44 protein-coding genes are annotated in these 24,386 nt (G+C 46.7%); 3 read left to right on the plus strand and 41 right to left on the minus strand.

Annotated elements, in window-relative coordinates; translation table 11 throughout:
• Window positions 1-146: 146 nt before the first annotated feature.
• The 6 genes from NST43_RS27545 to NST43_RS27570 all read right to left on the minus strand — a co-directional run bounded on the left by NST43_RS27545 (window position 147) and on the right by NST43_RS27570 (window position 3,896).
• Window positions 147-467 (minus strand): phage tail assembly protein, encoded by a 321-nt coding sequence (locus NST43_RS27545; protein WP_339220543.1) that lies wholly within the window; start codon window positions 465-467, stop codon window positions 147-149.
• A 12-nt stretch (window positions 468-479) separates the two neighbouring features.
• Window positions 480-998, minus strand: a complete 519-nt coding sequence (locus tag NST43_RS27550) for a phage major tail tube protein (RefSeq protein WP_173140502.1) — start codon at window positions 996-998, stop codon at window positions 480-482.
• Between the two features lie 15 nt (window positions 999-1,013).
• Window positions 1,014-2,459: a phage tail sheath C-terminal domain-containing protein gene (locus tag NST43_RS27555; protein ID WP_339220544.1), complete on the minus strand. Its 1,446-nt coding sequence runs from the start codon at window positions 2,457-2,459 to the stop codon at window positions 1,014-1,016.
• 3 nt (window positions 2,460-2,462) lie between these two features.
• Window positions 2,463-2,735, minus strand: coding sequence for a hypothetical protein (locus tag NST43_RS27560; protein WP_339220546.1), 273 nt, complete (start codon window positions 2,733-2,735; stop codon window positions 2,463-2,465).
• Window positions 2,732-3,154: a hypothetical protein gene (locus NST43_RS27565; protein WP_339220548.1), complete on the minus strand. Its 423-nt coding sequence runs from the start codon at window positions 3,152-3,154 to the stop codon at window positions 2,732-2,734. Before NST43_RS27565 ends, NST43_RS27560 begins: the two co-directional genes overlap by 4 nt.
• Before the next feature lie 178 nt (window positions 3,155-3,332).
• On the minus strand, window positions 3,333-3,896 hold the full coding sequence (locus NST43_RS27570) for a sigma factor-like helix-turn-helix DNA-binding protein (RefSeq protein WP_339220549.1): 564 nt from the start codon (window positions 3,894-3,896) through the stop codon (window positions 3,333-3,335).
• Between the two features lie 161 nt (window positions 3,897-4,057).
• On the opposite strand from NST43_RS27570, the gene NST43_RS27575 reads away from it, so the two are divergent.
• Together NST43_RS27575 and NST43_RS27580 are read left to right on the plus strand one after the other, a co-directional pair.
• Window positions 4,058-4,456 (plus strand): helix-turn-helix transcriptional regulator, encoded by a 399-nt coding sequence (locus NST43_RS27575; protein ID WP_339220551.1) that lies wholly within the window; start codon window positions 4,058-4,060, stop codon window positions 4,454-4,456.
• Window positions 4,457-4,543: 87 nt separating this feature from the next.
• Window positions 4,544-5,440, plus strand: a complete 897-nt coding sequence (locus tag NST43_RS27580; RefSeq protein WP_339220552.1) for an ImmA/IrrE family metallo-endopeptidase — start codon at window positions 4,544-4,546, stop codon at window positions 5,438-5,440.
• Between the two features lie 151 nt (window positions 5,441-5,591).
• Here the strand turns inward: NST43_RS27580 and rpsI are convergent, their stop codons facing one another.
• The 35 genes from rpsI to NST43_RS27755 all read right to left on the minus strand — a co-directional run bounded on the left by rpsI (window position 5,592) and on the right by NST43_RS27755 (window position 23,772).
• Window positions 5,592-5,984 (minus strand): 30S ribosomal protein S9, encoded by a 393-nt coding sequence (gene rpsI / locus NST43_RS27585; protein WP_039298720.1) that lies wholly within the window; start codon window positions 5,982-5,984, stop codon window positions 5,592-5,594.
• 20 nt (window positions 5,985-6,004) lie between these two features.
• Entirely contained in the window at window positions 6,005-6,442 is a 438-nt protein-coding gene (gene rplM, locus NST43_RS27590) for a 50S ribosomal protein L13 (RefSeq protein WP_209994340.1), read from the minus strand.
• Window positions 6,443-6,673: 231 nt separating this feature from the next.
• Window positions 6,674-7,453, minus strand: a complete 780-nt coding sequence (gene truA, locus NST43_RS27595) for a tRNA pseudouridine(38-40) synthase TruA (RefSeq protein ID WP_209994339.1) — start codon at window positions 7,451-7,453, stop codon at window positions 6,674-6,676.
• A gap of 179 nt (window positions 7,454-7,632) precedes the next feature.
• Entirely contained in the window at window positions 7,633-7,998 is a 366-nt protein-coding gene (gene rplQ / locus NST43_RS27600; protein WP_019908254.1) for a 50S ribosomal protein L17, read from the minus strand.
• 42 nt (window positions 7,999-8,040) lie between these two features.
• Window positions 8,041-8,985 (minus strand): DNA-directed RNA polymerase subunit alpha, encoded by a 945-nt coding sequence (locus NST43_RS27605; RefSeq protein ID WP_036692422.1) that lies wholly within the window; start codon window positions 8,983-8,985, stop codon window positions 8,041-8,043.
• 131 nt (window positions 8,986-9,116) lie between these two features.
• A complete protein-coding gene (gene rpsK, locus NST43_RS27610) occupies window positions 9,117-9,512 on the minus strand; it encodes a 30S ribosomal protein S11 (protein WP_019908251.1) in 396 nt (131 codons plus the stop codon).
• A gap of 19 nt (window positions 9,513-9,531) precedes the next feature.
• Window positions 9,532-9,900: a 30S ribosomal protein S13 gene (gene rpsM, locus NST43_RS27615; RefSeq protein ID WP_036721817.1), complete on the minus strand. Its 369-nt coding sequence runs from the start codon at window positions 9,898-9,900 to the stop codon at window positions 9,532-9,534.
• A 19-nt stretch (window positions 9,901-9,919) separates the two neighbouring features.
• The gene (gene rpmJ, locus NST43_RS27620) at window positions 9,920-10,033 is read right to left on the minus strand and encodes a 50S ribosomal protein L36 (protein WP_026688601.1); all 114 of its coding nucleotides are present in this window, start codon (window positions 10,031-10,033) and stop codon (window positions 9,920-9,922) included.
• A gap of 53 nt (window positions 10,034-10,086) precedes the next feature.
• Entirely contained in the window at window positions 10,087-10,302 is a 216-nt protein-coding gene (infA, locus tag NST43_RS27625; RefSeq protein WP_018753971.1) for a translation initiation factor IF-1, read from the minus strand.
• A gap of 2 nt (window positions 10,303-10,304) precedes the next feature.
• Window positions 10,305-10,613, minus strand: a complete 309-nt coding sequence (locus NST43_RS27630) for a KOW domain-containing RNA-binding protein (RefSeq protein WP_209994338.1) — start codon at window positions 10,611-10,613, stop codon at window positions 10,305-10,307.
• Window positions 10,614-10,624: 11 nt separating this feature from the next.
• The gene (map, locus tag NST43_RS27635; RefSeq protein ID WP_209994337.1) at window positions 10,625-11,377 is read right to left on the minus strand and encodes a type I methionyl aminopeptidase; all 753 of its coding nucleotides are present in this window, start codon (window positions 11,375-11,377) and stop codon (window positions 10,625-10,627) included.
• Between the two features lie 4 nt (window positions 11,378-11,381).
• Window positions 11,382-12,026: an adenylate kinase gene (locus tag NST43_RS27640; RefSeq protein WP_209994336.1), complete on the minus strand. Its 645-nt coding sequence runs from the start codon at window positions 12,024-12,026 to the stop codon at window positions 11,382-11,384.
• 98 nt (window positions 12,027-12,124) lie between these two features.
• Window positions 12,125-13,423 (minus strand): preprotein translocase subunit SecY, encoded by a 1,299-nt coding sequence (secY, locus tag NST43_RS27645; protein WP_339220558.1) that lies wholly within the window; start codon window positions 13,421-13,423, stop codon window positions 12,125-12,127.
• Window positions 13,423-13,863, minus strand: coding sequence for a 50S ribosomal protein L15 (gene rplO / locus NST43_RS27650; RefSeq protein ID WP_036692409.1), 441 nt, complete (start codon window positions 13,861-13,863; stop codon window positions 13,423-13,425). The genes secY and rplO overlap by 1 nt, the downstream gene beginning before the upstream one ends.
• A 41-nt stretch (window positions 13,864-13,904) precedes the next feature.
• Window positions 13,905-14,090, minus strand: a complete 186-nt coding sequence (gene rpmD, locus NST43_RS27655) for a 50S ribosomal protein L30 (RefSeq protein ID WP_209994334.1) — start codon at window positions 14,088-14,090, stop codon at window positions 13,905-13,907.
• A 14-nt stretch (window positions 14,091-14,104) separates the two neighbouring features.
• Window positions 14,105-14,602 carry a 30S ribosomal protein S5 gene (gene rpsE, locus NST43_RS27660; RefSeq protein WP_036652980.1) on the minus strand — a complete coding sequence of 166 codons (498 nt, stop codon included), beginning with the start codon at window positions 14,600-14,602 and terminating at the stop codon, window positions 14,105-14,107.
• A 26-nt stretch (window positions 14,603-14,628) separates the two neighbouring features.
• Window positions 14,629-14,997 carry a 50S ribosomal protein L18 gene (gene rplR / locus NST43_RS27665; RefSeq protein WP_173140480.1) on the minus strand — a complete coding sequence of 123 codons (369 nt, stop codon included), beginning with the start codon at window positions 14,995-14,997 and terminating at the stop codon, window positions 14,629-14,631.
• Between the two features lie 84 nt (window positions 14,998-15,081).
• Window positions 15,082-15,624, minus strand: coding sequence for a 50S ribosomal protein L6 (gene rplF / locus NST43_RS27670; RefSeq protein WP_209994333.1), 543 nt, complete (start codon window positions 15,622-15,624; stop codon window positions 15,082-15,084).
• A 30-nt stretch (window positions 15,625-15,654) separates the two neighbouring features.
• Window positions 15,655-16,053 (minus strand): 30S ribosomal protein S8, encoded by a 399-nt coding sequence (rpsH, locus tag NST43_RS27675; RefSeq protein WP_036692403.1) that lies wholly within the window; start codon window positions 16,051-16,053, stop codon window positions 15,655-15,657.
• Window positions 16,054-16,085: 32 nt separating this feature from the next.
• Window positions 16,086-16,271, minus strand: coding sequence for a type Z 30S ribosomal protein S14 (locus tag NST43_RS27680; protein ID WP_036589425.1), 186 nt, complete (start codon window positions 16,269-16,271; stop codon window positions 16,086-16,088).
• A gap of 44 nt (window positions 16,272-16,315) precedes the next feature.
• Window positions 16,316-16,858 carry a 50S ribosomal protein L5 gene (rplE, locus tag NST43_RS27685; RefSeq protein WP_209994332.1) on the minus strand — a complete coding sequence of 181 codons (543 nt, stop codon included), beginning with the start codon at window positions 16,856-16,858 and terminating at the stop codon, window positions 16,316-16,318.
• A 30-nt stretch (window positions 16,859-16,888) separates the two neighbouring features.
• A complete protein-coding gene (gene rplX, locus NST43_RS27690; RefSeq protein ID WP_209994331.1) occupies window positions 16,889-17,242 on the minus strand; it encodes a 50S ribosomal protein L24 in 354 nt (117 codons plus the stop codon).
• A gap of 56 nt (window positions 17,243-17,298) precedes the next feature.
• Window positions 17,299-17,667 carry a 50S ribosomal protein L14 gene (rplN, locus tag NST43_RS27695; protein ID WP_036680556.1) on the minus strand — a complete coding sequence of 123 codons (369 nt, stop codon included), beginning with the start codon at window positions 17,665-17,667 and terminating at the stop codon, window positions 17,299-17,301.
• A gap of 39 nt (window positions 17,668-17,706) precedes the next feature.
• On the minus strand, window positions 17,707-17,973 hold the full coding sequence (gene rpsQ, locus NST43_RS27700) for a 30S ribosomal protein S17 (RefSeq protein WP_209994330.1): 267 nt from the start codon (window positions 17,971-17,973) through the stop codon (window positions 17,707-17,709).
• Between the two features lie 43 nt (window positions 17,974-18,016).
• Window positions 18,017-18,214, minus strand: coding sequence for a 50S ribosomal protein L29 (gene rpmC, locus NST43_RS27705; RefSeq protein ID WP_019908232.1), 198 nt, complete (start codon window positions 18,212-18,214; stop codon window positions 18,017-18,019).
• Entirely contained in the window at window positions 18,204-18,638 is a 435-nt protein-coding gene (rplP, locus tag NST43_RS27710; RefSeq protein WP_209994329.1) for a 50S ribosomal protein L16, read from the minus strand. Before rplP ends, rpmC begins: the two co-directional genes overlap by 11 nt.
• A 2-nt stretch (window positions 18,639-18,640) precedes the next feature.
• Window positions 18,641-19,306, minus strand: coding sequence for a 30S ribosomal protein S3 (gene rpsC / locus NST43_RS27715; protein ID WP_209994328.1), 666 nt, complete (start codon window positions 19,304-19,306; stop codon window positions 18,641-18,643).
• 13 nt (window positions 19,307-19,319) lie between these two features.
• Window positions 19,320-19,652 (minus strand): 50S ribosomal protein L22, encoded by a 333-nt coding sequence (gene rplV, locus NST43_RS27720; RefSeq protein ID WP_154970576.1) that lies wholly within the window; start codon window positions 19,650-19,652, stop codon window positions 19,320-19,322.
• A 31-nt stretch (window positions 19,653-19,683) separates the two neighbouring features.
• Window positions 19,684-19,962 carry a 30S ribosomal protein S19 gene (rpsS, locus tag NST43_RS27725; RefSeq protein WP_209994327.1) on the minus strand — a complete coding sequence of 93 codons (279 nt, stop codon included), beginning with the start codon at window positions 19,960-19,962 and terminating at the stop codon, window positions 19,684-19,686.
• Window positions 19,963-20,039: 77 nt separating this feature from the next.
• Window positions 20,040-20,870: a 50S ribosomal protein L2 gene (rplB, locus tag NST43_RS27730; protein WP_036692392.1), complete on the minus strand. Its 831-nt coding sequence runs from the start codon at window positions 20,868-20,870 to the stop codon at window positions 20,040-20,042.
• Between the two features lie 27 nt (window positions 20,871-20,897).
• The gene (gene rplW / locus NST43_RS27735; RefSeq protein WP_209994326.1) at window positions 20,898-21,191 is read right to left on the minus strand and encodes a 50S ribosomal protein L23; all 294 of its coding nucleotides are present in this window, start codon (window positions 21,189-21,191) and stop codon (window positions 20,898-20,900) included.
• Window positions 21,191-21,814, minus strand: a complete 624-nt coding sequence (gene rplD / locus NST43_RS27740; protein WP_209994325.1) for a 50S ribosomal protein L4 — start codon at window positions 21,812-21,814, stop codon at window positions 21,191-21,193. Before rplD ends, rplW begins: the two co-directional genes overlap by 1 nt.
• A 25-nt stretch (window positions 21,815-21,839) precedes the next feature.
• Entirely contained in the window at window positions 21,840-22,463 is a 624-nt protein-coding gene (rplC, locus tag NST43_RS27745; RefSeq protein WP_036692386.1) for a 50S ribosomal protein L3, read from the minus strand.
• A gap of 43 nt (window positions 22,464-22,506) precedes the next feature.
• Window positions 22,507-22,815 carry a 30S ribosomal protein S10 gene (gene rpsJ, locus NST43_RS27750; protein ID WP_036652923.1) on the minus strand — a complete coding sequence of 103 codons (309 nt, stop codon included), beginning with the start codon at window positions 22,813-22,815 and terminating at the stop codon, window positions 22,507-22,509.
• Window positions 22,816-23,052: 237 nt separating this feature from the next.
• Complete coding sequence (locus NST43_RS27755; RefSeq protein ID WP_339220565.1) at window positions 23,053-23,772, minus strand: Crp/Fnr family transcriptional regulator; 720 nt, start codon at window positions 23,770-23,772, stop codon at window positions 23,053-23,055.
• Between the two features lie 193 nt (window positions 23,773-23,965).
• Between NST43_RS27755 and NST43_RS27760 the strand changes: the two genes are divergently transcribed.
• On the plus strand, window positions 23,966-24,382 hold the full coding sequence (locus NST43_RS27760; RefSeq protein ID WP_339220567.1) for a V4R domain-containing protein: 417 nt from the start codon (window positions 23,966-23,968) through the stop codon (window positions 24,380-24,382).
• The last annotated feature ends 4 nt before the right edge of the window (window positions 24,383-24,386 follow it).

Below are 24,386 nucleotides of genomic sequence, written 5' to 3' on the forward strand. Positions count from 1 at the left end.
CTACCTCCTTCCTTTCATCCTCGACACCCTCTCTACCCAATCCCCCAGATCCTCCAAAGACAAAGCAAGAAAATAAGGAATAGGAGTATGGGTAAGCATGGCCAAAGAGACGGCGATGTCTTTGATCCCATCGCCGTCTCCGCAGCCTACAGCAGCAAAAAACTTTGTGCCTGTAAGGTCAGTTTTGTGAAATCCTTAGCAGGCAGGGCCCGGATTAGTCCAACATGAACACCGGCTGCTTTCGCTACAATATAAGCCTGATAAGCTTTATTGGTCTCCTTAATCAATTCCCCGCCGGATTGCCGCGCCGACTCCATCTGATACTGCCGGTCACAGACCAGAATGTCCTCACCGGTCAGCTTGTCAAAATTGATACTCAGGCTTTCAACAGTATCGCCCTCAAATGTTACCGGCCGGGCGAAAGTATATACTTCCGCTCCAGCCTCCTCCAGTTCTTTTGTTCCCATTGTGCATTCTCCTTATAGACCCAGATTCTCTTTGGTAGCCGCAAGGTAATCAACATCGTGCACCTTATGAATGTAGTTGTATTTATCAATTTCCAGCACCTGGACACCATCTAGGGTGACCTTCAAATAGTTGACCGAGAAGTTGTTGGTAGTATCCATTGCTGCTCCAGTCTCCAGATTACCGAGTGTCAAGCCGAGCGGTCTTGCACGGACGGTTACCTTGAAGGGTACCTCACGATATTCACTTGTTGCCGTGTCAAAGGTCTGAATCGAAGCCCGGAGATCCAGCGTATGGACCTTCGGCGCCAGAAGAGAGGCCGCTGCGTTTTCAATCGTGCGCCATTTGAGCGCCAGACTCATCGCTCCCGTGTACCCTGGAGAAGGCGCCGCCATTTCTCCGGCAATCCCGCCTCCTTTAATTGTATCTACCAGGTAAGTAATTTCCGGCAAGGTCGCGGTTGCTGTTCCCAGGTAATCGACGGCATTCAAGTATACTGAATAATCAATAACTCTTTCAGATCTTTTAGGCATAATTTGCTCCTCCTTTTACGCTACCAGCGCAGCTAAGTATGTTGTGTCGTATTCAAGCAGGAATGAAATCTCCTGTGCCGGTCCCGGTGGTGTGATATGCAGATGGAAGGTAACCTTGCCGGCCATCAGCTCCTCCACCGGGTTCTCGGACTCATTGAAGTCTACCCGTCCGCCCAGCAGTGCTCCGGAAGCCGTCAGCCCATTCAGCCAGATGTTCACCGAATCGGTAACTGCGGCAACCAGCCGCTTGTTCATCGGATCATCCACCTTCTGCATGTAGGTCAGAATCAGACTGTTGCCAATCCAGTTAAACATGCGGCGAACCGGAATAAAGCTGTCTTTGGGATCTGTTGCACTAGGATAGGCAGCCGTATGATTGCCCCAGCTCTTCCAGCCGCTCGTTCCAAGGTTAAGTGCCGTTACAATCCCCGTGCTATTAAGGAAGCTTGCCTGATCAATCCCCAGGAACTGGCTTGTCCCATCAGAGAGCACCGTCCCATCCGCTTGCAAGGACTTGTTAGACGGTGATACAAAAGGAATACCGCCGTTATTGGCATCGGTCGCTGCGATAAGTCCTGCGAGTTGAGTAGAGAAATGATATTTCTTCTCCCCCAGAGTCAGCATCGGATAAGATGCAATTTGAAGAGGACCCGTGTAGCTGTTGTCCGCTTTCCACGTACCGGCATCTGTATACGGCTGGGACGGATCAATATCCGTCAGCGCTATCGCCTTGAAATTCCCGTTGATATTTCCCGCTTTTGCCTTCATTACTGCGGCAACTGCAGACAAGTGTGACCAGCCTGGAGCCAGCAGCAGATCCGGAAGAATACCAAACCGCGGGTAAGCTTGATGGACCAGTTCGAAACCGGTATATTCCCCAGAGGCGCTCACGCCCCCAATAACATCCTCAGCCTCTACAGCATCCGGATCCAGCTTGTCATAACCGATCGTCAGTTGATTTACATTGGCCGCGATAGCGCCAGAAGGCTTTGTTGTGATCATCACATGGCCGCTCTCGTCAAAAGCAGCTGAATAATCCTTGCCGGATACGTAAGTTGATGTACCGTCTGAAGATTTAACAAGGAGTGTTGGCAGCAGTACTCCTTCTTCCTGAAGGACTGCAGTACGGTTAGTTACAGCAGCCGTTGCAGCGGCAACCGTTGTCTTATGCGTGGTAGGATCAAGCACATTGACCAGAATCATAGGGGCTTTCTCGTACAACGCAAAATGAGAATATATTAATTCGCTCAGCGTATATTTAGACCAGTCCTCACTGTATCCGAAAGCAGCCACTGCTTCTGCGTAACTATATACAAGTACTGGAGTATTCACCGGTACAGCCGCATTAGCCAAATGCACCGGAGCCGTTCCTACCGCAAAAGGAATACCGCTTGTCGCTTTTGTCGGAGCCAGAACCGAAGTCGATTGTTCAATAATTGTTACACCATGTTTAAAAGCCATATTTTAAATCCCCTTCCCTAAAAGTCTTTGATATACTGCATATTCAGCTGTTCCGGCTTGAACAATGCGTTCCTGCACTGCCGTCATTTGTTCAACCGGTATAATCAGTTCTGCCACATCCGGCTGTTCTTCCAGCAGCGGCAACAAATAGGCAGGAATACCCGAACGAAACACGGTAGATTGCAGCAGCAGCCCGCCGCGCAGGTTTGGACCTAAATAGATCCGTGCCGGCTCCTGCTCATTTTGGAGATTGTCCTTATTTTCAATGAATCTCATCGTTGTGCCTCCTGTCTAATTTCGGGCAATGCCCATGTTGTTACAAGTTCGCCTCCCCAGTCTGCTGCAGGATGCTCCTCGTTAAGTTTCAATTTCCAGCTGGCGTCCATGACGAATTTGGATTCAAGCACTCTCTTGCGCAAAAGCAGGTTACGTACCCGCTCCATCATATTAAGCAAATCAATTAATCCTGTGTCATCTTCGGATTGAGTTCCGAACTGTAGTTTAATTTGGATTTGCCCTTGACCTGAATCTCCCTCACCTTCAGCCGGGCGAATCATAATTACCGGATATATCGGCTTCCCGGCATTACTCTGCGGTAGATATCCCAGCAGAACTGGTGGTACGGGCAGCATGTCATCTGCCAAGTGCTCTTTCAGAAACTTTTGAATCGCCATGATTAATAAAATAATTGTCACTGCGCCCCTCCCCAATCTCTAGAACTCTCTTTCAAAGCAGCAAATCGCCCCTAACGGCTTCACCATCTTTGCAGTCACCTCCCCCTCCGGCATCAGCAGAATCAGCGTCGTTATTATCTTTCTATTTATTAGGGGCTTTCACTAGACAAACCCATTAATTTAATTTGAAAAGCTAATTTTAGATAAGAGACATAAACTCATCTGTTACAGAACTGACCTTTTTTTGTGCCCGCTGAATATACTCACTTACACTGCCGGCCGAAATCTGGAGCATATCAGCAATAGCCACATGCGAGAATCCTTCACCTTTAGCCATCATGTAACACTCCTTCTCCCTCCTGCTTAACAGCCCCAATACATATTCCAATTGAAAACGTTGATCCTCAGTGAGTCCTTCAGAAGGGACTGCATTGAACCTGGCGGTAAAGTTCTGCATACGCACAGGTTCTAAAAGAATTTCCCGTTCATAGCCTGCCCGCCGTTCAATCCCCCGCGTGTTCCCCGGCCGCCGTCCACTGCTCAGCCACTCAATAACATATTTGCAGTCACTGACCATTCCGGCGATTACCTTCTTGTCATCCGCATCTGCGCTTCTGTATAATTGCTCTACACTCTTTAATGAAATTTGATATTCTGGAAGCAGTTTTTGCAAACCATTCGAATCCAGAAGTTCCACTTCCTCCTGCTCTATACACCACATGTTTATTCCCCCTCTATCAAAAATCAATTTAAATATACTCAATTTCGTATTTTTTAATCATATTATGCTCAATTTCGCATTAAGTCAAGCCTTATATCCGCAATAATACGAAAATGCATATTTACAATCTCATTCAAACCTTCTACAATAAACTTAAGAATACGAAGTAGCGTATACACTGATGATTTTGGGGAGGACTGTATGTGCAACGGGCTGAAGTCTTAAAGAGGTTAATCGAGGAAACAGGCCTGAACACGAAGGCTTTTTCAGAAAAGGCGGGAATTCCTTATACTACGCTGAGGTCGATCCTAATGCGGGGTGTTGGAGGAGCTTCTGTAGATAATGTCCTTAAAGTTTGTCGTACATTAGGTATAACTACCGAAGAATTGGAGCGTTTGGCATACGGAACGAGTGAGGAAGGGGCTGCTCCCCTAACTTCTGAAATGTCCGAATTTGAGGCTTTTCTAAAAAATCCGGAACATGGGTTGTTTTTCAAAGATTATCTGGATGCACCCGAGGAGCGCAAACGCGAAATGTTAACCTTCTGGCAATTCATCAAAGATCTCGAAAAGAAGAAATCAGACTCTTCGGATACCCACTAAAAGCAGGGAATACTCGTGGTTTCAGCCAAGAGCTGATTCCTCATACCTATACATACGAACATACATTCTTGTTAGGGAGGTTTTTTTATGTTTATCCACTATACAAAAACACATTTGGAGCAATTCGTAGAAAGGCTCTATATAAAGCATTCCATTCTGCAACCGGAAGACATCACTATTCCAAGGCTATCGGCTGAACTGGATATTCATATAGATTATGCCCCTATTCAAAGCCGCGCTTACGAATCCAAGTCAGGTATACGCTGTGTATTATTGGACAACCGGACTACACCCATGAAGCAGCGGTTCGATTTCTTGCATGAGCTATGTCATATGTTGAGGCATGCCGGAAATCAAATGGTACTGCCAATTCCATTCATCAAAGCACAAGAAGAGGACGCAGAAAAGTTTGTTCTTTATGCCACCATGCCCTTTTTCATGCTTCAATCCTACAGTTTATCAGGAAATTACAATATCGCTATTCAGCAGATTTCAAAGGCTTTTGGTGTATCCAGAGATATGGCAAAAATACGCTTTGATCAAATTTTACGCCGTGAGTACGAGGGAGAGATGTTACCTGGAAAGAGAGAAGAGTATCATTCACCTTCAATTAAAGCTAAGCATGTGGAACCGAACCATAATATAGATGAACCTGTAATCTTTGCTTATTATGATCCCCACAGCACCTTGGATGGTCCTGATCAGCTTATTGTCTGTCTTGATCACAATACATTATCCACTCAGCATGAATGGATTGTACCTATGGAAGAAAGGTTTGAGGAAATAGAGCTAGATGCATTGAAGAATCTTGATCTAGAATCTACATCGAGAGGGGACTTGATCTGTTTTGATGGGGAACTCACCCTGCAACTTCACCAGCTGGTGTACCGATATGGTTGGTCCAAAAGAAACTTTGTATTGCAGATGAGGGATGTTGAACAGATTCTTGAAGCAGATCGAAGCACAGTACGGAGATTTCTCTAATTCGGGAGTCCTGTCTGTCATAGACTCAAATTATAGGCCCATGCGCGATTGCATGGGCCTTATTTCATACAATTCTGAACACACCGCCAAAACATAAAAAGCTCCTGACCATAAAGGCCAGGAGCTTGAAATCCTTGATAACAAGGGATTCTTAACGTTTCGAGAACTGAGGAGCACGACGAGCGGCTTTGAGGCCGTATTTCTTACGTTCCTTCATACGTGGGTCACGAGTCAGGAAGCCGGCTTTCTTCAGCGCACCGCGATATTCAGGGTCTACTTTGAGCAATGCACGGGAGATCCCGTGACGGATTGCGCCAGCTTGACCGGAAATGCCGCCACCGTGTGCAAGCACGATTACATCGTAGTTGCCCAGATTTTCAGTCAGGTTCAAAGGTTGTCTTACGATCATCTTCAGTGTTTCTACACCGAAATATTCGTCCATCTCACGTTTGTTAATGACAATGCGTCCTTCACCCGGTACAAGGCGAACACGTGCTACCGAATGTTTACGACGACCTGTCCCATAGTATTGTACTTGTGCCATGAAACTGTCCTCCTTTATTCTTATCCGCGAAGTTCGTAAACTTCAGGTTTTTGTGCTGCATGTGGATGTTCAGCGCCTGCATATACTTTGAGTCTCAGCTTCATGTGATCACCTTGACGAGTCTTAGGAATCATACCATGAACTGCGAATTCAATCATACGCTCAGGTCTAGTCTTGAGCAGTTCTTCCGCAACGGTAACTTTCAAGCCACCTGGGTGCATCGAGTGACGGTAATATTTCTTGTTTTGCATTTTCTTACCTGTGAGGTGAATCTTCTCAGCGTTGATAACAATTACGAAATCACCAGTATCAACGTGTGGAGTGAATTGCGGTTTGTGTTTGCCGCGGATCAGAGCAGCGGCTTCGCTTGCCAAACGGCCAAGTGTTTTGCCTTCGGCATCAATGATGTGCCAATTGCGTTCAACTTCGTTCGGCTTCGCCATGTAGGTGGTACGCATGAATTTTTCCTCCTTGTTCTCGTACGAAAATCATCTGTTTCGTATATCTTGTTTCGCGATTGAATTACAATTTAGTGAGTTAAAAAACTTATTTGTTGGCATTTCCTTGATCGGGGCTGTGGGATAGCCATCAAGAAAACACAACTTTTATATTACAGTATAAACATGACAAGCGCAAGCGATTTTTAAACAATCAGTACTTATTTTCATAAAAAATATAGTATCGGCTGTTTAGTCGTCTATCTCGTCATATTCCACATTCCAGAGTGCCAGCCCCTTAGACACAGCCGTAGGTCCGGCCGCTGCACGATCACAAGCCGCAAGAATGGCAGGCATTCTATCTGCGCTGATTTTACCTTGCCCCACTTGCATCAGCGTTCCCATAATAATGCGTACCATATGCTGCAGAAAGCCACTACCTGTAATATAGGTATGGATCACTCCCTGGTCAGGAGAGCCCGGGCGGCACATGCTGCGGTCTACTTCAAGATAAGCCTCATAAATGGTCCGCACATGCGAGGTCTTGGTAGACTTCCTGGACGCAAACGAGGTGTAATCATGGGTACCCAGCAGCGCGCTTAGCCCCAGCTCCATCGCAGGAACGTTCAGCTTCATCGGATGATGATGCTGCCAGCGCCGCTGGAACGGGTCCGGGAACCGGTTACCGTTAATCGTGTACCGGTAGGTTTTGCGCTTCGCCCCTCTACGGGAGTGGAACGAGAGCGGAACCTCAGCGGCCTCTGTAACCACGATGTCCTGCGGCAGCCTGGCATTCAGAGCCAGACACCAGCGCTCCAGCGGAATCTGGGAGGAGGTTATGAAGTTAAAAGGTTGGCCATAAGCGTGCACCCCCGCATCAGTCCGTCCTGAGCCCGTGATTTTGAGCCTCTCACCGGTCAGATGGAGAATAGCATGCTCCAGCTTGTCCTGAATCGTATTGCCCTGAGGCTGGGTCTGAAAGCCATCATAATGGGTACCGTCATAATTGACTTTCATCAATAGATTGCGCATTTCATTCTCCTGTTGGTCCATATACTTGAATTGTTCTCAAAAAAAAGAGCCCCGGCGGGAGCTCCTTCTACTCTATACAAGGTGATTCCCGCGGTTATTTGCACGGCAGGGTAATATGCCCTGCAGTACAATAACGTTAAATACGTAAAGCGTACATCCGGAAATCATGGCTTGTGAAACTACGCGCGGTCTACCAGTTCAAGATAAACCATAGGCGCAGCATCGCCACGGCGAGGTCCCAGCTTCAGGATACGAGTGTATCCGCCTGGACGCTCTGTGTAACGTGGAGCAATGTCAGAGAACAATTTTTGGATTGCATCTTGTTCACCATCTACAGTCTCACGACGAACAAATGCAGCTACTTGACGGCGAGCATGAAGATCGCCCTTTTTCGCTTTAGTGATCAGTTTCTCAGCGATGGAACGAACTTCCTTCGCTTTGGCTTCTGTTGTCTGAATACGTTCGTATAGGAACAGATCCGTTACCATATCGCGGAACAATGCTTTACGCGCGCTGGAATCACGGCCCAATTTTTGGTATGCCATTTTGTTTTCCCTCCTTCACTCAAGTCTCAAGAACTCCGGGTACTATTCTTCTGTTCGAAGTCCCAAACCAAGTTCCTCAAGCTTCTCTTGAACCTCTTCCAAAGATTTGCGGCCCAAGTTACGAACCTTCATCATATCTTCTTCAGTTTTCGTAGTCAGCTCTTGCACGGTATTAATACCGGCACGTTTGAGGCAGTTGTAGGAACGGACAGAAAGATCAAGCTCCTCGATAGTCATCTCAAGTACTTTTTCTTTTTTGTCTTCTTCTTTTTCAACCATAATTTCGGCGTCTTTCGCTTCATCCGTAAGACCTACGAATAGAACGAGGTGCTCGTTCAAAATTTTGGCTCCAAGGCTAACGGCTTCTTCCGGTCGGATACTGCCATCTGTCCAAATCTCCAGCGTCAACTTGTCGTAGTTAGTCACTTGACCAACACGGGTATTATCAATACCGTAATTCACACGTGAAATAGGAGTGTAGATAGAGTCAACTGGAATTACACCAATTGGCTGATCGTCGCGTTTGTTCCGGTCCGCTTGGACGTAGCCGCGACCACGGCCTGCAAAAATGCGCATGTGCAGTCTCGCACCAGGTCCCAGCGTTGCAATATGAAGATCCGGGTTCAGGATCTCAACATCGCTGTCCGCACGGATATCACCTGCGGTAACGATGCCTTCTCCTTCAGCATCAATCTCGAACACTTTCTCTTCGTCCGAATGAATCTTCAGAGAAAGAGCTTTAAGGTTCAGGATGATTTCCGTCACATCTTCCATTACGCCGGGAACGGTCGAGAACTCATGCAGAACGCCGTCAATTTGGACCGAAGTCACTGCGGCTCCCGGAAGGGAGGAAAGCAAGATCCGGCGAAGCGAGTTCCCCAGAGTCGTGCCATATCCACGTTCCAGCGGTTCAACTACGAATTTCCCATAGGTTCCATCATCATTGGCTTCTACGGTCTCAATCTTCGGCTTTTCGATTTCTATCACGAGTGTACCCCTCCTTCAAACGTCGCTCCTATATGAAACAGTCACCCCATCAGGTGTATCATGTAGTATGCCTAAACACCTATTATTAGCAGATGCGTCAGAATTATACCACAATCACAATTCTGATTGTACTAAACGCGGCGACGCTTCGGCGGACGGCATCCATTGTGAGGAACCGGAGTAACGTCTTTAATGAGGTTTACTTCAAGACCAGCGGCCTGAAGGGAACGGATGGCTGCTTCGCGGCCCGCGCCCGGTCCTTTAACCATAACTTCAACGGACTTCATGCCGTGTTCCATAGCTGCCTTAGCAGCTGATTCGGCTGCCATTTGCGCTGCAAATGGAGTCGATTTACGGGAACCTTTGAATCCTTGACCGCCGGAGCTTGCCCAGGAAATTGCATTCCCGTGAGGGTCCGTGATCGTAACGATAGTGTTATTGAACGTGGAACGGATATGTGCCACGCCAGACTCGATATTTTTCCGGTCGCGACGTTTCGTACGTACGACTTTTTTCGGTTTAGCCATTGTCTCTTATCACCTCTTCTTATTTCTTTTTGTTTGCTACAGTACGACGCGGGCCTTTACGAGTACGAGCATTGGTTTTGGTACGTTGACCGCGAACAGGCAATCCACGACGGTGACGAACACCGCGGTAACAGCCGATCTCAGTAAGACGCTTAATATTCAAGGAAATTTCACGACGAAGGTCACCTTCAACCTTAACCTCTTTGTCGATCGTTTCACGCAGTTTGCTGACTTCATCTTCCGTCAAATCACGGACACGTGTGTTAACGTCAATGCCTGTTTCATTAAGAATTTTCTGGGAAGTCGTTTTACCGATTCCGAAAATATAAGTCAAGGCGATCTCAACGCGCTTATCACGTGGCAAATCCACTCCAGCTATACGAGCCATTTTACGCTACACCCCCTTCTTAACCTTGTTTTTGTTTGTGTTTCGGATTTTCGCAAATTACCATAACAGTCCCTTTGCGGCGGATGACTTTGCATTTTTCGCACATGGGCTTTACAGAAGGTCTTACCTTCATGTTAATTACCTCCTCAAAGTTTCGCGAAGCAAAACTTTTGTTGTAGTTCCCATCTATTTACGGTAAGTTATACGGCCTTTTGATAAATCATAAGGCGATAACTGCACGACCACTTTGTCTCCGGTTAGGATACGGATAAAGTGCATCCGCAATTTCCCGGACACATGGGCAAGTATTTGATGACCGTTCTCAAGCTCAACCTTAAACGTTGCGTTAGGCAACGGCTCAATAACCGTTCCTTCTACCTCAATGACGTCTTCCTTAGCCACAGTTAGTCTCCTTTCTCATTAGCACTTTTTCCAGCGGGCACTCCATACTTCATCACTGCAAACCGCAGCTTTCCGTTGGTGACCCGGCCGGTTTCTTCCAAACTGTCTACAATCTCACTGCTGATGAAGGGTATGAGCTCCAAGTGCTGAATATTCTTCTTCTTTGGACTGTCAAACTTACGTTTGTCCCCGTCAGCAATATATACAAATCTGCTATCCACAACTGCGATAACAACGGCAGCCTCTCCGGCATCCTTGCCTTTGAGAATTCTCACGATTTGACCAACCTGCGGGCTGCTCCCAGTATTCACGTGAAGATCACCTACGCATTCAGTTTTGTGAAAATCTCCATGCCGTCCGGTGTAACTGCTACTGTATGCTCGAAGTGAGCACATAGTGAGCCGTCTACCGTAACGACTGTCCAGTTATCTTCCAGCGTTCTGACATATCGGTCTCCTGCGTTAACCATCGGCTCAATGGCGAGTACCATACCCGGCTTCAGACGTGGTCCGCGGTCCGTTATGCCATAGTTCGGAATTTGCGGTTCTTCATGCAGTTCTGCCCCAATGCCATGGCCAACATACTCGCGGACAACGGAGAACCCGGCGTCTTCAATGTATGCTTGGATTGCATGGGAGATTGTAAACAAGCGCACATCCGGTTTGACTAACGCCAGTCCAGCGTACAGGGAGCCTTCCGTGACATCCAGCAGACGCTGAGCCTCTTCGGAAATGCTGCCCACCCCGTATGTCCAGGCGGAATCACCGTGATAACCGCGGTACTCAGCACCGATGTCCAGCGTAACGATGTCGCCTTCTACCAGTTTGCGTTTCCCAGGAAATCCATGCACCAATTGTTCGTTGACTGAAGCGCAAATGCTGGCAGGAAAACCGTTGTAGCCTTTGAAAGACGGCACAGCACCCTGACTGCGAATGTACACATCGGCGATTCTGTCGAGCTCACCAGTGGTAATGCCTGGCTGGATGGCCTCAGCAATAAGACGGTGACTCTCGGCAACAATTCGACCAGCTTCCCTCATAAAGACAAGTTCCTGTTCGGATTTGCAAATGATCATTACATTAACCCCGCAGCATAGATACGATTTCAGAAGAAACGACATTGATTTCGTTTTCTCCGTTTACCTGACGCACAAGACCTTTATCGTCATAAAATGCAAGCAGCGGCGCCGTTTTGTTATCATACTCATCCAGACGCTTGCCTACACTCTCTTCGTTGTCATCCGGACGCTGATACAATTCACCGCCATCAATGTCACAGATGCCCTCTTGCTTCGGCGGGTTGAAAATTAAATGGTAGGATGTTCCGCATACTGAGCAGATCCGGCGTCCGGTAAGACGCGCCATCAGCAGTCCGCGGTCCACATTCAAGTTAACAACGTGATCCAGTGAACTCCCAAGCCGGCTGAGGATTTCTCCCAGCGCTTCCGCTTGCGAAAGGGTTCTTGGAAAGCCATCCAATAAAAAACCTTTTTCGCAATCGGACTGCTGCAGCCGTTCTTCAACGATTCCAATAGTCACATCATCAGGTACAAGCAAACCTTCATCGATGTAAGACTTAGCCTTCAGCCCGATCGGTGTTCCCTGCTTGATTGCCAAGCGAAAAGCATCACCAGTCGAAATATGCGGAATACCAAGTTCTTTAACAACAACAGCAGCTTGTGTTCCCTTGCCTGCCCCAGGAGGGCCCATGAATAAAATGTTCACGATTCTCTTCTCCCCCCAAAAGTTCGCCACCAAGCAAGAAACAGCACAATAGGTACCGGGAAGTTTAAAACCTTAGGTACTTCTCCGGAACCTATCGCCTATTTATTGATGAAGCCTTTGTAATGGCGTTTGATCAATTGGCTCTCGATCTGCTTCATGGTATCCAGTGCAACACCAATAACGATCAGGAGTGCAGTACCACCAATCTGTACTTGCTTCGGCAACCCGGACAACGATCCAAATAATACTGGCAGTACAGAGATTAGTGATAGGAACAGCGCACCGGACATCGTCAGACGCGACATTACTCTAGTCAGGTATTTCTCTGTAGCCTTACCTGGACGTATACCTGGAATGTATCCGCCATTCTTTTTCATATTATCGGCCATTTGCTGCGGGTTCATCTGGACAAACGTATAGAAGAACGTAAATCCGATGATCATGACTACATAAAGCAGCATGCCGAGCGGCTTGGTATGATCCAGATTAGCTGAGACCCATTTAGCCCAAGTGTGGGTGGACCAGAAGCTCGATAAAACGATTGGGAATTGAAGCAGCGAAACGGCGAAGATAACAGGAATTACACCAGCCGCATTAATTTTAAGCGGAATGTGCGTATTCTGTCCACCGTACATTTTGTTACCGACTACGCGCTTGGCATATTGTACAGGGATTTTACGGATACCTTGTTGAACAAAGATTACCCCGACAATAATCGCAACAACCACGATCAGTACAATAACGACTTTAAGAATATTCAGGAACATCTGACCCGGCTGGATAAAGCTTGATTGCGCCGTAGTGGTGATATATCCCGGAAAGGCGGCGACGATTCCCGCAAAAATCAGGATCGAAATCCCGTTTCCTATACCCTTTTCAGTGATCTGCTCACCTAACCACATCAAGAACGATGTACCCGCCGTTAATATGATCGCAATAAGCAGGTAATCCGCAAAGGTTGCATTTGGAATCATCTCAGTGCCATAAATTCGGTTAAACCCGATAGATGTGGCAAACGCTTGAATCAAACCCAGCACTACTGTGCCGTAACGCGTAATTTGCGCCAGCTGCTTTTTCCCGTGTTCTCCTTGCTTAGCCCATTCGGCAAACTTAGGAATAACATCCATCGAAAGCAATTGAACTATGATGGATGCTGTAATATACGGGTAAATGCTGATCGCAAAAATCGAAAAGTTTTTAAGCGCTCCGCCCGAGAAGGTGTTCAAAAGACCCATCAAAGCGTCTCCGCCCTGATTTGCTGTTTGCAGTACTTCTTTGTTCACACCGGGAACCGGTACAAACGAACCGATGCGGTAAATGATCAGAACGAACAGGGTAAACAGGATCTTTTTGCGCAAATCTTCAACATGCCATATATTCTTAAACGTCTTGAACATTAGATCACCTCGGTTTTACCGCCGGCAGCTTCGATTTTCTCTACCGCAGATTGAGAGAACTTATTTGCTTTGACAGTCAATTTAACAGCCAGTTCACCGTTGCCGAGAATCTTGATGCCGCTCTTAGTGTTGCTGACAACACCAGTTTCAAGCAAAAGCTCAGGAGTTACTTCTGTTCCTTCTGCAAAGCTATTCAGATCTTCCAGGTTCACAATCGCATACTCTTTACGGGTAGGATTGACGAAACCACGTTTAGGCAGACGACGATAGAGTGGGTTTTGTCCACCCTCGAAGCCTGGACGTACACCACCGCCGGAACGGGAGTTTTGACCTTTGTGGCCACGGCCCGAAGTTTTACCGTTACCGCTACTTGGTCCACGACCAACGCGGTTGCGTTCTTTACGTGATCCAGGAGCTGGAGCAAGTTCATGTAACTTCATCGTTTGCACCTCCTTATGTTTGTTAATTTATGTGAGGCTTTTTAGCCTTCAATTTCAGTAACGGACAGTAAGTGGCCCACTTTGTTGATCATCCCGCGAATTGCAGGAGTGTCGTTGTGAACCACGGACGAGTTGGTTTTGCGCAGGCCGAGCGTCTTAACAGTAACACGTTGTGTTTCTGGACGTCCAATTACACTGCGTACGAGGGTAATTTGCAATTTTGCCATTGACTTTCCCCTCCTTAACCGCGTAATTCTTCGACAGATTTGCCGCGAAGCTTCGCGACCTCTTCAATGCGCTTCAGACGGGAAAGACCCTCTAAAGTTGCATTGACCATATTCATGGAATTCGAAGAACCCAAAGATTTTGTCAAGATGTCGCCAACGCCTGCCAATTCAAGCACCGCACGAACCGGTCCACCAGCGATAACGCCGGTACCTTCAGATGCTGGTTTCAGCAGAACGCGTCCTGCGCCGAAATGTCCAGTAACCAGGTGAGGAATCGAAGTTCCTACGATTGGAATGTGGATCAGGTTTTTCTTGGCGTCTTCAATGCCTTTACGGATGGCATCCGGAACTTCGCCGGCTTTACCGATACCAGCACCAACGTAGCCGTTGCCGTCGCCCACAACAACAAGTGCACTAAAGCTGAAACGGCGTCCGCCTTTTACAACTTTTGCAACACGGTTGATGTGTACAACTCTTTCTGTCAGTTCTAAACTGTTCGGATCTACACGCAAGTCGTTAACCTCCTTTTAGAAATATTCTAGAATTCAAGACCAGCTTCGCGAGCTGCGCTAGCCAAAGCCTGAATCCGTCCATGGTACAAGTATCCACCGCGGTCAAATACAACCACTGCATAACCCTTTTCTTTGGCACGCTCAGCGATCAATTGACCCACTTTGCTTGCAGCTTCAACGCTGCCGCCATTTCCGATTGTAGCACTCAATTCCTTATCCAGCGTGGAGGCAGCTACGATAGTTACGCCTGTCACATCATCGATAAGTTGAGCATAGATGTGTTTCGAAGAACGGAACACATTCAAACGTGGACGCTCAGTAGTACCCTGGATCTTCTTACGAACACGCAGGTGTCTTTTGAGACGAGCCTTGTTTTTATCCTCTTTTGTAATCATGTCTTCCCTTTCACTCCCTTCAGTTTGCCGTAAACAGCTTCACTTTAAGATGCGCGGGGTATCTTACAATTAAGGTAGAGCTGGTTATTTCTTCTTACCAGCTTTACCTTCCTTGCGGATGATACGCTCGCCTTCATATTTGATACCTTTACCTTTGTATGGTTCAGGTTCACGTACGGAACGAATTTTGGCAGCATAAGCGCCAACGCGTTCTTTATCAATCCCTCTAACGATGATCTTCGTGTTCGCAGGAACATCGAACTCGATACCCGCTTCCGGTGTGATTTCAACCGGGTGGGAATAACCAACGTTCAGTACGATTTTATCTCCGGATTTGCTTGCACGATATCCGACCCCAACCAGTTCCAGAGATTTCGAGAAACCTTCAGTCACACCACTCACCATGTTGTTGACAACGGAGCGGGTTGTGCCGTGAAGTGAACGATGCATTTTGTTGTCCGACGGGCGAACAACAGTGATTTCGTTATTTTCAACTGTAATCTTCATGTCTTTATGAAGCTCACGAGTCAAAGTGCCTTTAGGACCTTTTACTGTAATAACGGTGTTGTCCAAAGTGACATCTACACCGCTAGGTACTGCGATTGGTTTGCGACCAATACGAGACATGTGTTGCACCTCCTTATCTTGTGACGTTTATTACCAAATGTAGCAGACAACTTCTCCGCCGGATTTAGATTGACGAGCTTCTTTGTCGGTCATAACTCCCTTAGATGTGGAGATAATCGCGATTCCAAGGCCACCGAGTACACGAGGCACTTCATTGCTCTTCGTGTATACGCGAAGACCTGGTTTACTGATTCTTTTCAGACCAGTGATAACGCGTTCCTGGCTTGGGCCGTATTTCAGGAAAATACGGATAATCCCTTGTTTGCTATCTTCAACGAATTCAGCATCACGAATGAAGCCCTCACGCTTCAAGATGTCCGCGATTTGTTTTTTCATAGTAGAAGCAGGCATTTCTACTGTCTCGTGACGCACAGTGTTGGCGTTACGAATACGAGTAAGCATATCTGCAATAGGATCAGACATAGTCATGTGTGTAAACCTCCTTCCCGTTTATAAACTTCTTACCAACTTGCTTTTTTCACGCCAGGAATCTGGCCTTTATAAGCTAATTCACGGAAACAAATTCTGCAAATTTTGAACTTTTGCAGTACCGAATGTGGACGACCGCAACGCTCGCAACGTGTATATGCACGTACTTTGAACTTAGGCTCGCGTTGTTGTTTAACTTTCATTGAAGTCTTTGCCACTTAGACTGACACCTCCTAAACATTTTCGGAGAAATGGATAATTCTTATTTTATGAAAGGCATTCCCAGCTGATTCAGCAGCTCACGGGATTCCTCGTCCGTCTTTGCAGTTGTTACAATAACGATGTCCATACCGCGGACCTTATCCACTTTGTCATATTCGATTTCCGGGAAGATCAATTGTTCTTTAAGACCCAGTGTGTAGTTACCACGGCCATCAAAGGCTTTGCTGGAAATACCACGGAAGTCACGAACGCGTGGAAGCGTTACGTTGATCAATTTATCCAGGAAGTAATACATACGCTCGCCGCGCAGTGTTACTTTAACCCCGATCGGCATATTTTCGCGCAGTTTAAAACCGGCGATGGATTTCTTTGCTTTGGTGATGATTGGCTTTTGACCAGTGATCAACTGCATGTCGTTAACTGCAGCGTCAAGTACTTTGGAGTTTTGAACAGCGTCACCCACACCCATGTTGATGACGATCTTCTCGATCTTAGGCACTTGCATAACTGTTGTGTAGTTAAACTTCTGCATCAAAGATGGTGTGATTTCATTCAGAAAACGTTCTTTCATTCTTGCTGCCATGAAGATTTACCTCCTTTCATTAGGACTGTATTAGTCGATAATCTCTCCGGATCTTTTTGCTACCCGAACCTTCTTACCGTTATCTAGTACTTTATAGCCGATACGCGTAACTTTCCCGCTCTTCGGATCAATGTGCATTACGTTGGACACATGGATCGTAGCTTCCTGCTCGATGATTCCGCCTTGCGGATTCAACTGGTTAGGCTTCTGGTGTTTCTTCACCATGTTCACGCCTTCTACCAGGACGCGGTTTTGACGAGGATAAGCAGCGATGACACGGCCTTTTTTACCTTTGTCTTTCCCGCTGATCACAAGTACCACATCATCTTTTTTCACGTGCAGTTTATTGTTATGGGATTCCAGAACTTTTTTAACTCTAGGCATTCATTACACCTCCTATAACTGACCTTTTCAAGTACACCCGAGCATCACTCGAATTTTTAGATTACTTCCGGTGCCAAGGAAACGATCTTCATGTAGTCCTTGTCGCGAAGTTCGCGGGCAACTGGTCCGAAGATACGTGTTCCGCGTGGGCTTCTGTCGTCTTTAACAACAACAGCTGCATTCTCATCGAATGCGATGTAAGATCCGTCTTTACGGCGTACCGAACGTTTTGTACGAACAACTACCGCTCTAACAACATCACCCTTTTTGACAACGCCGCCTGGTGTTGCTTGTTTAACGGAACAAACGATCAAATCGCCGATTGCCGCTGTACGACGTCCAGTACCACCCAGTACGCGGATACACATCAGTTCCTTCGCACCAGAGTTGTCAGCCACATGCAAACGTGTAAATGGTTGAATCATTATTTTTTCCTCCTTCCGGAAAGGGATCTGCTTTATATCTTAGATGATAACCGCTTTTTCTATCACTTCAACCAGTCTCCACCGTTTGTCCTTCGACAATGGACGAGTTTCCATGACTTTCACGACATCACCAATTTTAGCAACATTCTCTTCATCATGTGCCTTGAATTTCTTCGTGGACTTGATGCGTTTGTGATACAGATTGTGCTTTTTATAGGTTTCAACAGCAATTACGATGGTTTTATCCATTTTGTCGCTGACTACTTTACCGGTCAACACTTTACGTGCATTACGCTCTTCGCTCATAGTTAGCCTCCTTCCTGATTACGGATTAAGCATCCGCCGTCACTTAACTAATCCCAAGTACTCTTTGATGGATAACGGTTTTAGCACGAGCTATTTCCTTACGCACATCACGAATCCGAGTCGGGTTATCCAGTTGGCCTGTTGCCAATTGAAAACGGAGATTGAAAAGTTCTTCCTTGAATCCGGCGATTTTCTGTTCAATCTCAGCAGTGGTTAAGTTGCGAAGTTCATTAGCTTTCATTTGCTTCACCACCCAATTCTTCACGTTTCACAAACTTAGTCTTTACAGGCAGCTTGTGAGCGGCAAGACGCATCGCTTCACGAGCGATTTCTTCCGACACGCCTCCGAGTTCGAACATAATCTTACCCGGTTTAACTACTGCTACCCACTTCTCAACGTTACCTTTACCACTACCCATACGAACCTCGAGAGGCTTCTGAGTAATTGGCTTATCCGGGAAAATCTTGATCCAAACCTGACCGCCACGTTTGATGTAACGTGTCATCGCGATACGTGCAGCTTCGATCTGACGGTTAGTGATCCAAGATGGCTCCATAGCCTGCAGACCATATTCGCCGAAGTTGAGCTCGGTTCCGCCTTTTGCCATACCTCTCATGTGACCGCGTTGTTGCTTGCGGTGTTTAACGCGCTTTGGTACCAACATAATTAGTTGCCTCCTTCCTGAGCAGCATGTTTCTTAGCTGGGGGAAGAACTTCTCCACGGTAGATCCATACTTTTACGCCGATAAGGCCGTAAGTTGTATGTGCTTCAGCTGTTCCGTAATCGATATCAGCACGAAGCGTATGAAGTGGAACTGTTCCTTCGCTATAGCCTTCTGAACGGGCAATCTCAGCGCCGCCAAGACGTCCGCCAACCTGAGTTTTAATTCCCTTTGCGCCGGAACGCATAGTTCTTTGAATGGCTTGTTTCAGAGCACGACGGAACGATACGCGACGTTCCAGCTGTTGTGCAATGCTTTCAGCAACAAGAATAGCATCCAGTTCAGGGTGTTTAATTTCATTGATGTTGATGTGTACTTTTTTACCGCCGGCGATAGTTGTAACTGCGCTGCGAAGTACTTCTACTTCTGCTCCGCCTTTACCAATTACCATACCAGGCTTGGCAGTGTGAATTGTAACGTTCACTCGGTTTGCCGCTCTTTCAATCTCGATGCGGGAAACAGAGGAATCTTTCAGCTTGCCTTTAAGGTATTCCCGGATTCTAACGTCTTCCATTAAAAGAGTACCGAAATCTTTGCCTGCATACCATTTTGATTCCCAATCGCGAATAATACCGACTCGGAGTCCTACTGGATTTACCTTTTGACCCACGTGTTATCCCTCCTTATTTCTCAGATACCACCAAAGTAATGTGGCTGGTACGTTTATTGATCCGGCTTGCGCGGCCCATGGCGCGCGGACGGAAACGTTTCATTGTAGGACCCTGGTTAACGAAAACCTCGCTTACGAATAAGCTGTTAACGTCCATAGAGTAGTTATGCTCAGCATTCGCTATCGCCGAGTTCAGTAGCTTCTCAACAACCGGAGAAGCGGACTTCGGAGTGTGGCGAAGAATTGCAATTGCTTCCCCCACTTGCTTGCCGCGAATCAAGTCAATAACCAGTTTCGCTTTACGAGCGGAAATCCGCACCGATCTTGCATGTGCTTTTGCTTCCATTGTTTTCCCTCCTCTCAAACGAAGACGTTAATTATCTTCTTGTTTTCTTATCGTCACCCGCGTGGCCTTTGTAAGTACGTGTTGGCGCGAACTCGCCCAACTTGTGACCTACCATATCTTCTGTTACGTATACAGGCACGTGTTTGCGGCCGTCATATACACCAAACGTATGTCCGATAAACTGAGGGAAAATGGTTGAGCGACGGGACCAGGTTTTTACTACAACTTTCTTGTCTGTCTCGTTCAAAACCTCAACTTTTTTCAGCAGGTAGCCATCAATGAACGGCCCCTTCTTTAAACTGCGACCCATGTGTGAATCCTCCCTTCATCTGGTTCTTCAAAACCGCGAATCGACGCTTCGCGCTTACCTAACTTGCCTGAAGCGTCTTATTTTGTGCGGCGACGAACGATATATTTATCAGATGCTTTGTTTTTCTTACGCGTTTTGTAGCCAAGGGTTGGTTTGCCCCAAGGTGACATTGGCGATTTCCGTCCGATTGGAGCGCGGCCTTCACCACCACCGTGTGGGTGATCGTTAGGGTTCATGACAACACCGCGTACTTCAGGACGACGTCCGAGCCAGCGGCTGCGTCCGGCTTTACCAATCTTGATCAGTTCATGATCTCCGTTACCTACGGCTCCGATAGTCGCACGGCAAACGCTGAGGATTCTGCGAACCTCACCCGAGTTCAAACGAACAGATACGTATTTATCTTCTTTACCAAGCAACTGGGCTTCAGTACCAGCAGCACGAACCAATTGTCCGCCTTTGCCAGGTTTCAGCTCGATGTTGTGGATAACTGTACCTACCGGGATGTTGATCAGCGGAAGGCTGTTACCAATTTTGATGTCTGCAGCAGGGCCAGACTCAACTTTATCCCCAACCTTAAGGCCTTTAGGAGCGATGATATAACGTTTCTCTCCATCAGCATAGTGGATCAAAGCAATATTGGAAGTACGGTTCGGGTCATACTCGATTGTAGCAACGCTACCTGGTATGCCGTCTTTAGTCCGCTTAAAGTCAATGATACGGTATTTACGTTTGTGTCCGCCGCCATGGTGACGAACCGTAATTTTACCTTGGTTGTTGCGTCCTGCATGTTTGAACAGCGGGGACAGCAACGATTTCTCTGGCTGGTTTGTTGTAATTTCTTCAAACGTAGACACAGACATGTTGCGTCTTGCCGGAGAGGTCGGTTTGTACTTTTTGATTGGCACTATAGTTTCCTCCTTACTTTAAGAGTATTATTCTACCGCTTCAAAGAATTCAAGCGGCTTGCTGTCCGGGGTAAGTCTAACGATGGCTTTTTTCCACTCCGGAGTATAACCGGAATATTTGCCATAACGCTTCAGTTTACCAGGCACGCGCATTGTATTCACACTAACGACTTTAACTTTAAAAATAGCCTCGACAGCTTTTTTGATTTCGGTCTTGTTAGCACGGATATCCACTTCAAAAGCGTACTTCAGTTCGCTCATGTATTCGGATGTGCGTTCCGTAATCACTGGACGCTTAATTATATCACGAGGATCTTTCATTACGCGAACACCTCCTCTACCTTCAGAACTGCTTCTTTAGTGATAATCAGTTTGTCGTACGTCAGTACGTCAAGAACATTGATGCCGTCAGCCGCTACGAATTTCACCCCAGGGATGTTACGTGCGGAAAGTGCTACATTGTCATCATAGCTAGGAGCTACGATCAGGGCTTTGCCGCCCACTTTAAGGTTGTTCAGAATAGCTGCGAATTCTTTCGTCTTCGGAGCATTCAAAGTCAGGCTATCCAATACGATGATGTCATTCTCAAGTACTTTTGAGGACAACGCGGATTTGATGGCCAACCGGCGAACCTTCTTAGGCAATTTCCAGGAATAGCTGCGTGGTGTGGGTCCGAAGACTACGCCGCCGCCTTTCCATTGTGGAGAACGAATGGAGCCTTGACGAGCACGACCTGTACCTTTTTGCTTCCAAGGCTTACGTCCGCCGCCACGCACTTCAGAGCGTCCTTTTACTTTGTGTGTACCGCGACGAAGGGAAGCTCTTTGCATAAGTGCAGCTTCATGCAGCACATGTACATTCGGTTCGATACCGAAAACTGAATCACTCAGTTCAACTTCGCCAACTTCGTTACCACTAGTATTGAAAAGTGTTACTTTTGGCATTTCATGTTCCTCCTTTCTTCAGTAATTATTTCTTAACGGTTTGTTTAACTTTCACGAAGCTATTTTTCGGGCCCGGAATAGCGCCTTTAACCAGCAGTACATTACGTTCTACGTCAACTCGGATAATTTCAAGCTTTTGAACCGTTATGGTCGTGTGACCCATATGTCCTGGCAGGCGTTTGCCCTTAGGAACACGGTTAGCCTGAATGGAACCCATCGAGCCCGGTCTTCTGTGGTAACGCGATCCGTGTGCCATTGGTCCGCGGCTTTGTCCCCAGCGTTTGATGTTACCCTGGAAGCCTTTACCCTTCGAAGTACCTGTTACGTCAACAAACTCGCCTTCAGCGAAAATGTCAGCCTTAAGCTCTTGTCCAACCTCGAGTGACCCGAGGTCAACACCGCGAATTTCGCGAACGTAGCGCTTAGGTGTTGCATTTGCCTTTTTGGCGTGACCCTGTTCAGGCTTGTTGGAGCGACTTTCCTTTTTATCGGAAAAACCCAACTGCACTGCTTCATATCCGTCGATATTCAGGTCTTTCTTTTGCAGTACCACACAAGGACCAGCTTCGATAACAGAAACCGCGATTACGTTACCTTCTGGAGTAAACACTTGAGTCATACCGAGTTTTTTTCCTAAGATACCTTTCAATGTTGACACCTCTTTTCTTTTCCTGGTTACTTAATGAATTGAATTACAATTTGATTTCGATATCTACACCGGACGGTAGATCCAAGCGCATCAAGGCATCCACAGTTTGTGGTGTTGGGTTCACAATATCGATCAAACGTTTGTGAGTCCGTTGCTCAAACTGTTCACGGGAATCCTTGTACTTGTGTACCGCACGGAGAATGGTAATGATTTGCTTCTCAGTTGGCAGCGGAATCGGCCCGGATACGCTAGCACCCGAACGTTTTGCTGTTTCAACGATTTTCTCTGCGGATTGATCAAGAATTCTGTGGTCGTATGCTTTCAAGCGAATACGAATTTTTTGCTTTGCCATTTTAGTCCCTCCTTCTATCGCCCAATTTATTATCGGACATACTCCGTGAAAATTTTCCGACGTCGACTCCATGGCAAAGGGGCCGGGTGTGTCAGTAACCTCTCACATCATCGCAACGTCTCAGAACAACATTTATTATTATATCTAATAGGCGGCTATATTGCAAGAGCCTTTGCATAACAAATCACTTTTTCTAGAAAAAAAATTCAAAAAACTCTTAATTCTCTCTTCAAATTGTTAATTGTTGATTTCTGCGAGCTGAATTAGTGCCTCCATCTCCAGAATATTCACTGTTCTTTTATGCATAGCGATGATCTTCAGCGCTTCGAGCTTGTTCAGCTTACGGCTTAGGGTCTCAGCGGTTGTACCAATCATCGCGGCCACCTCTTTTTGCGCCGATGGCAAATCTACGGAATGTATCAAAGCCTGCTTAAGCATAACCGGTTCCGGTAGATTCCGCGTGTACAGGTAGACCAGAAGTCGGGCTAACCGTTTTTCCACCTCTAACATATGCAGTGCACCTGCAGTTTCTTCAGCCAGATGCAGCTGCTCACTAACAGACATCAGAAAGCTGAACGCCAGGCCCGCATTCTGCTCCAGTAGAGGAATGAAATCCTTACGGTGCATCCGACAGACCACTCCACTCTCAATAATCTCCGCTGTTACATCATTATTTTTATTATGCAGCAGGGCAAACTGTCCGAAGTAATCCCCTGGAAAAAGAAAGCGGACAATATGCTGCTTGCCTTCTTTGCTGTTCTTCGTCAATTTGATAAGACCGCTATTCACCACAAACAAGGCTTCAGACGGCTCCCCCTCTCTACAGACCTGGCTACCCTTTTTATAGGAATGTGATTCTGTAATTGATTCTATGATAACCAGTTCCTCATCAGACAAGCCCCTGAATACCGGAACCTGACGCACACAAGCATGAGAGCTGCACGTATTACATTCCATCAGCCTTCCTCCTTTACTGTCGCTTATTCCAACATATCAATGATTGAAGCACTCCCAGGTGACCGAACGCACAGATTTTCATGAAACTTGATCTATATCAAGGATTAACGTGCAGGCTGTCTATACAATAGGTTTATAGAGAGAAAAGGAGTTGATGTGCTTGCAGCAATACACTTTTGAGGATATGCGACAGATGAATAGAACAACTCTGGGTAATATGGTACCCCTTGAATTATTTCGGACCATTCGTCTAATTGGAATGAATCAGGGATTACCGTTAGGCGGAAAGGGAACTACTGTTACCATTGGCAGAAAGATCGGCGAGAGCTTGCCTGTCCATTCCGTTGAAGAGCTACTGCAGATCTTTGAGGAGCTCAAAATCGGGATTCCCCGAATTGTTCATTCCGATGAGCGCAGGATTAATATTGCTGTTGACGATTGCTTCTGTAAAGGATTACCTTCCCTTGAGGATGAAAGAATGGTCTGTGATTTAGAGGGAGCTATCATTGAAGGTGCGCTGTGCCGAATTCTCGGCCGCAAGGTTTCCGTGAAAGAGATCAAATGTAATGTCACCGGTCATGAGCATTGCGAGTATGAAGTTAAGCTTTAAACAA

This window comes from Paenibacillus sp. FSL H8-0332, assembly GCF_037963835.1.
GTDB classification, from domain to species: domain Bacteria; phylum Bacillota; class Bacilli; order Paenibacillales; family Paenibacillaceae; genus Paenibacillus_AQ; species Paenibacillus_AQ rhizoplanae.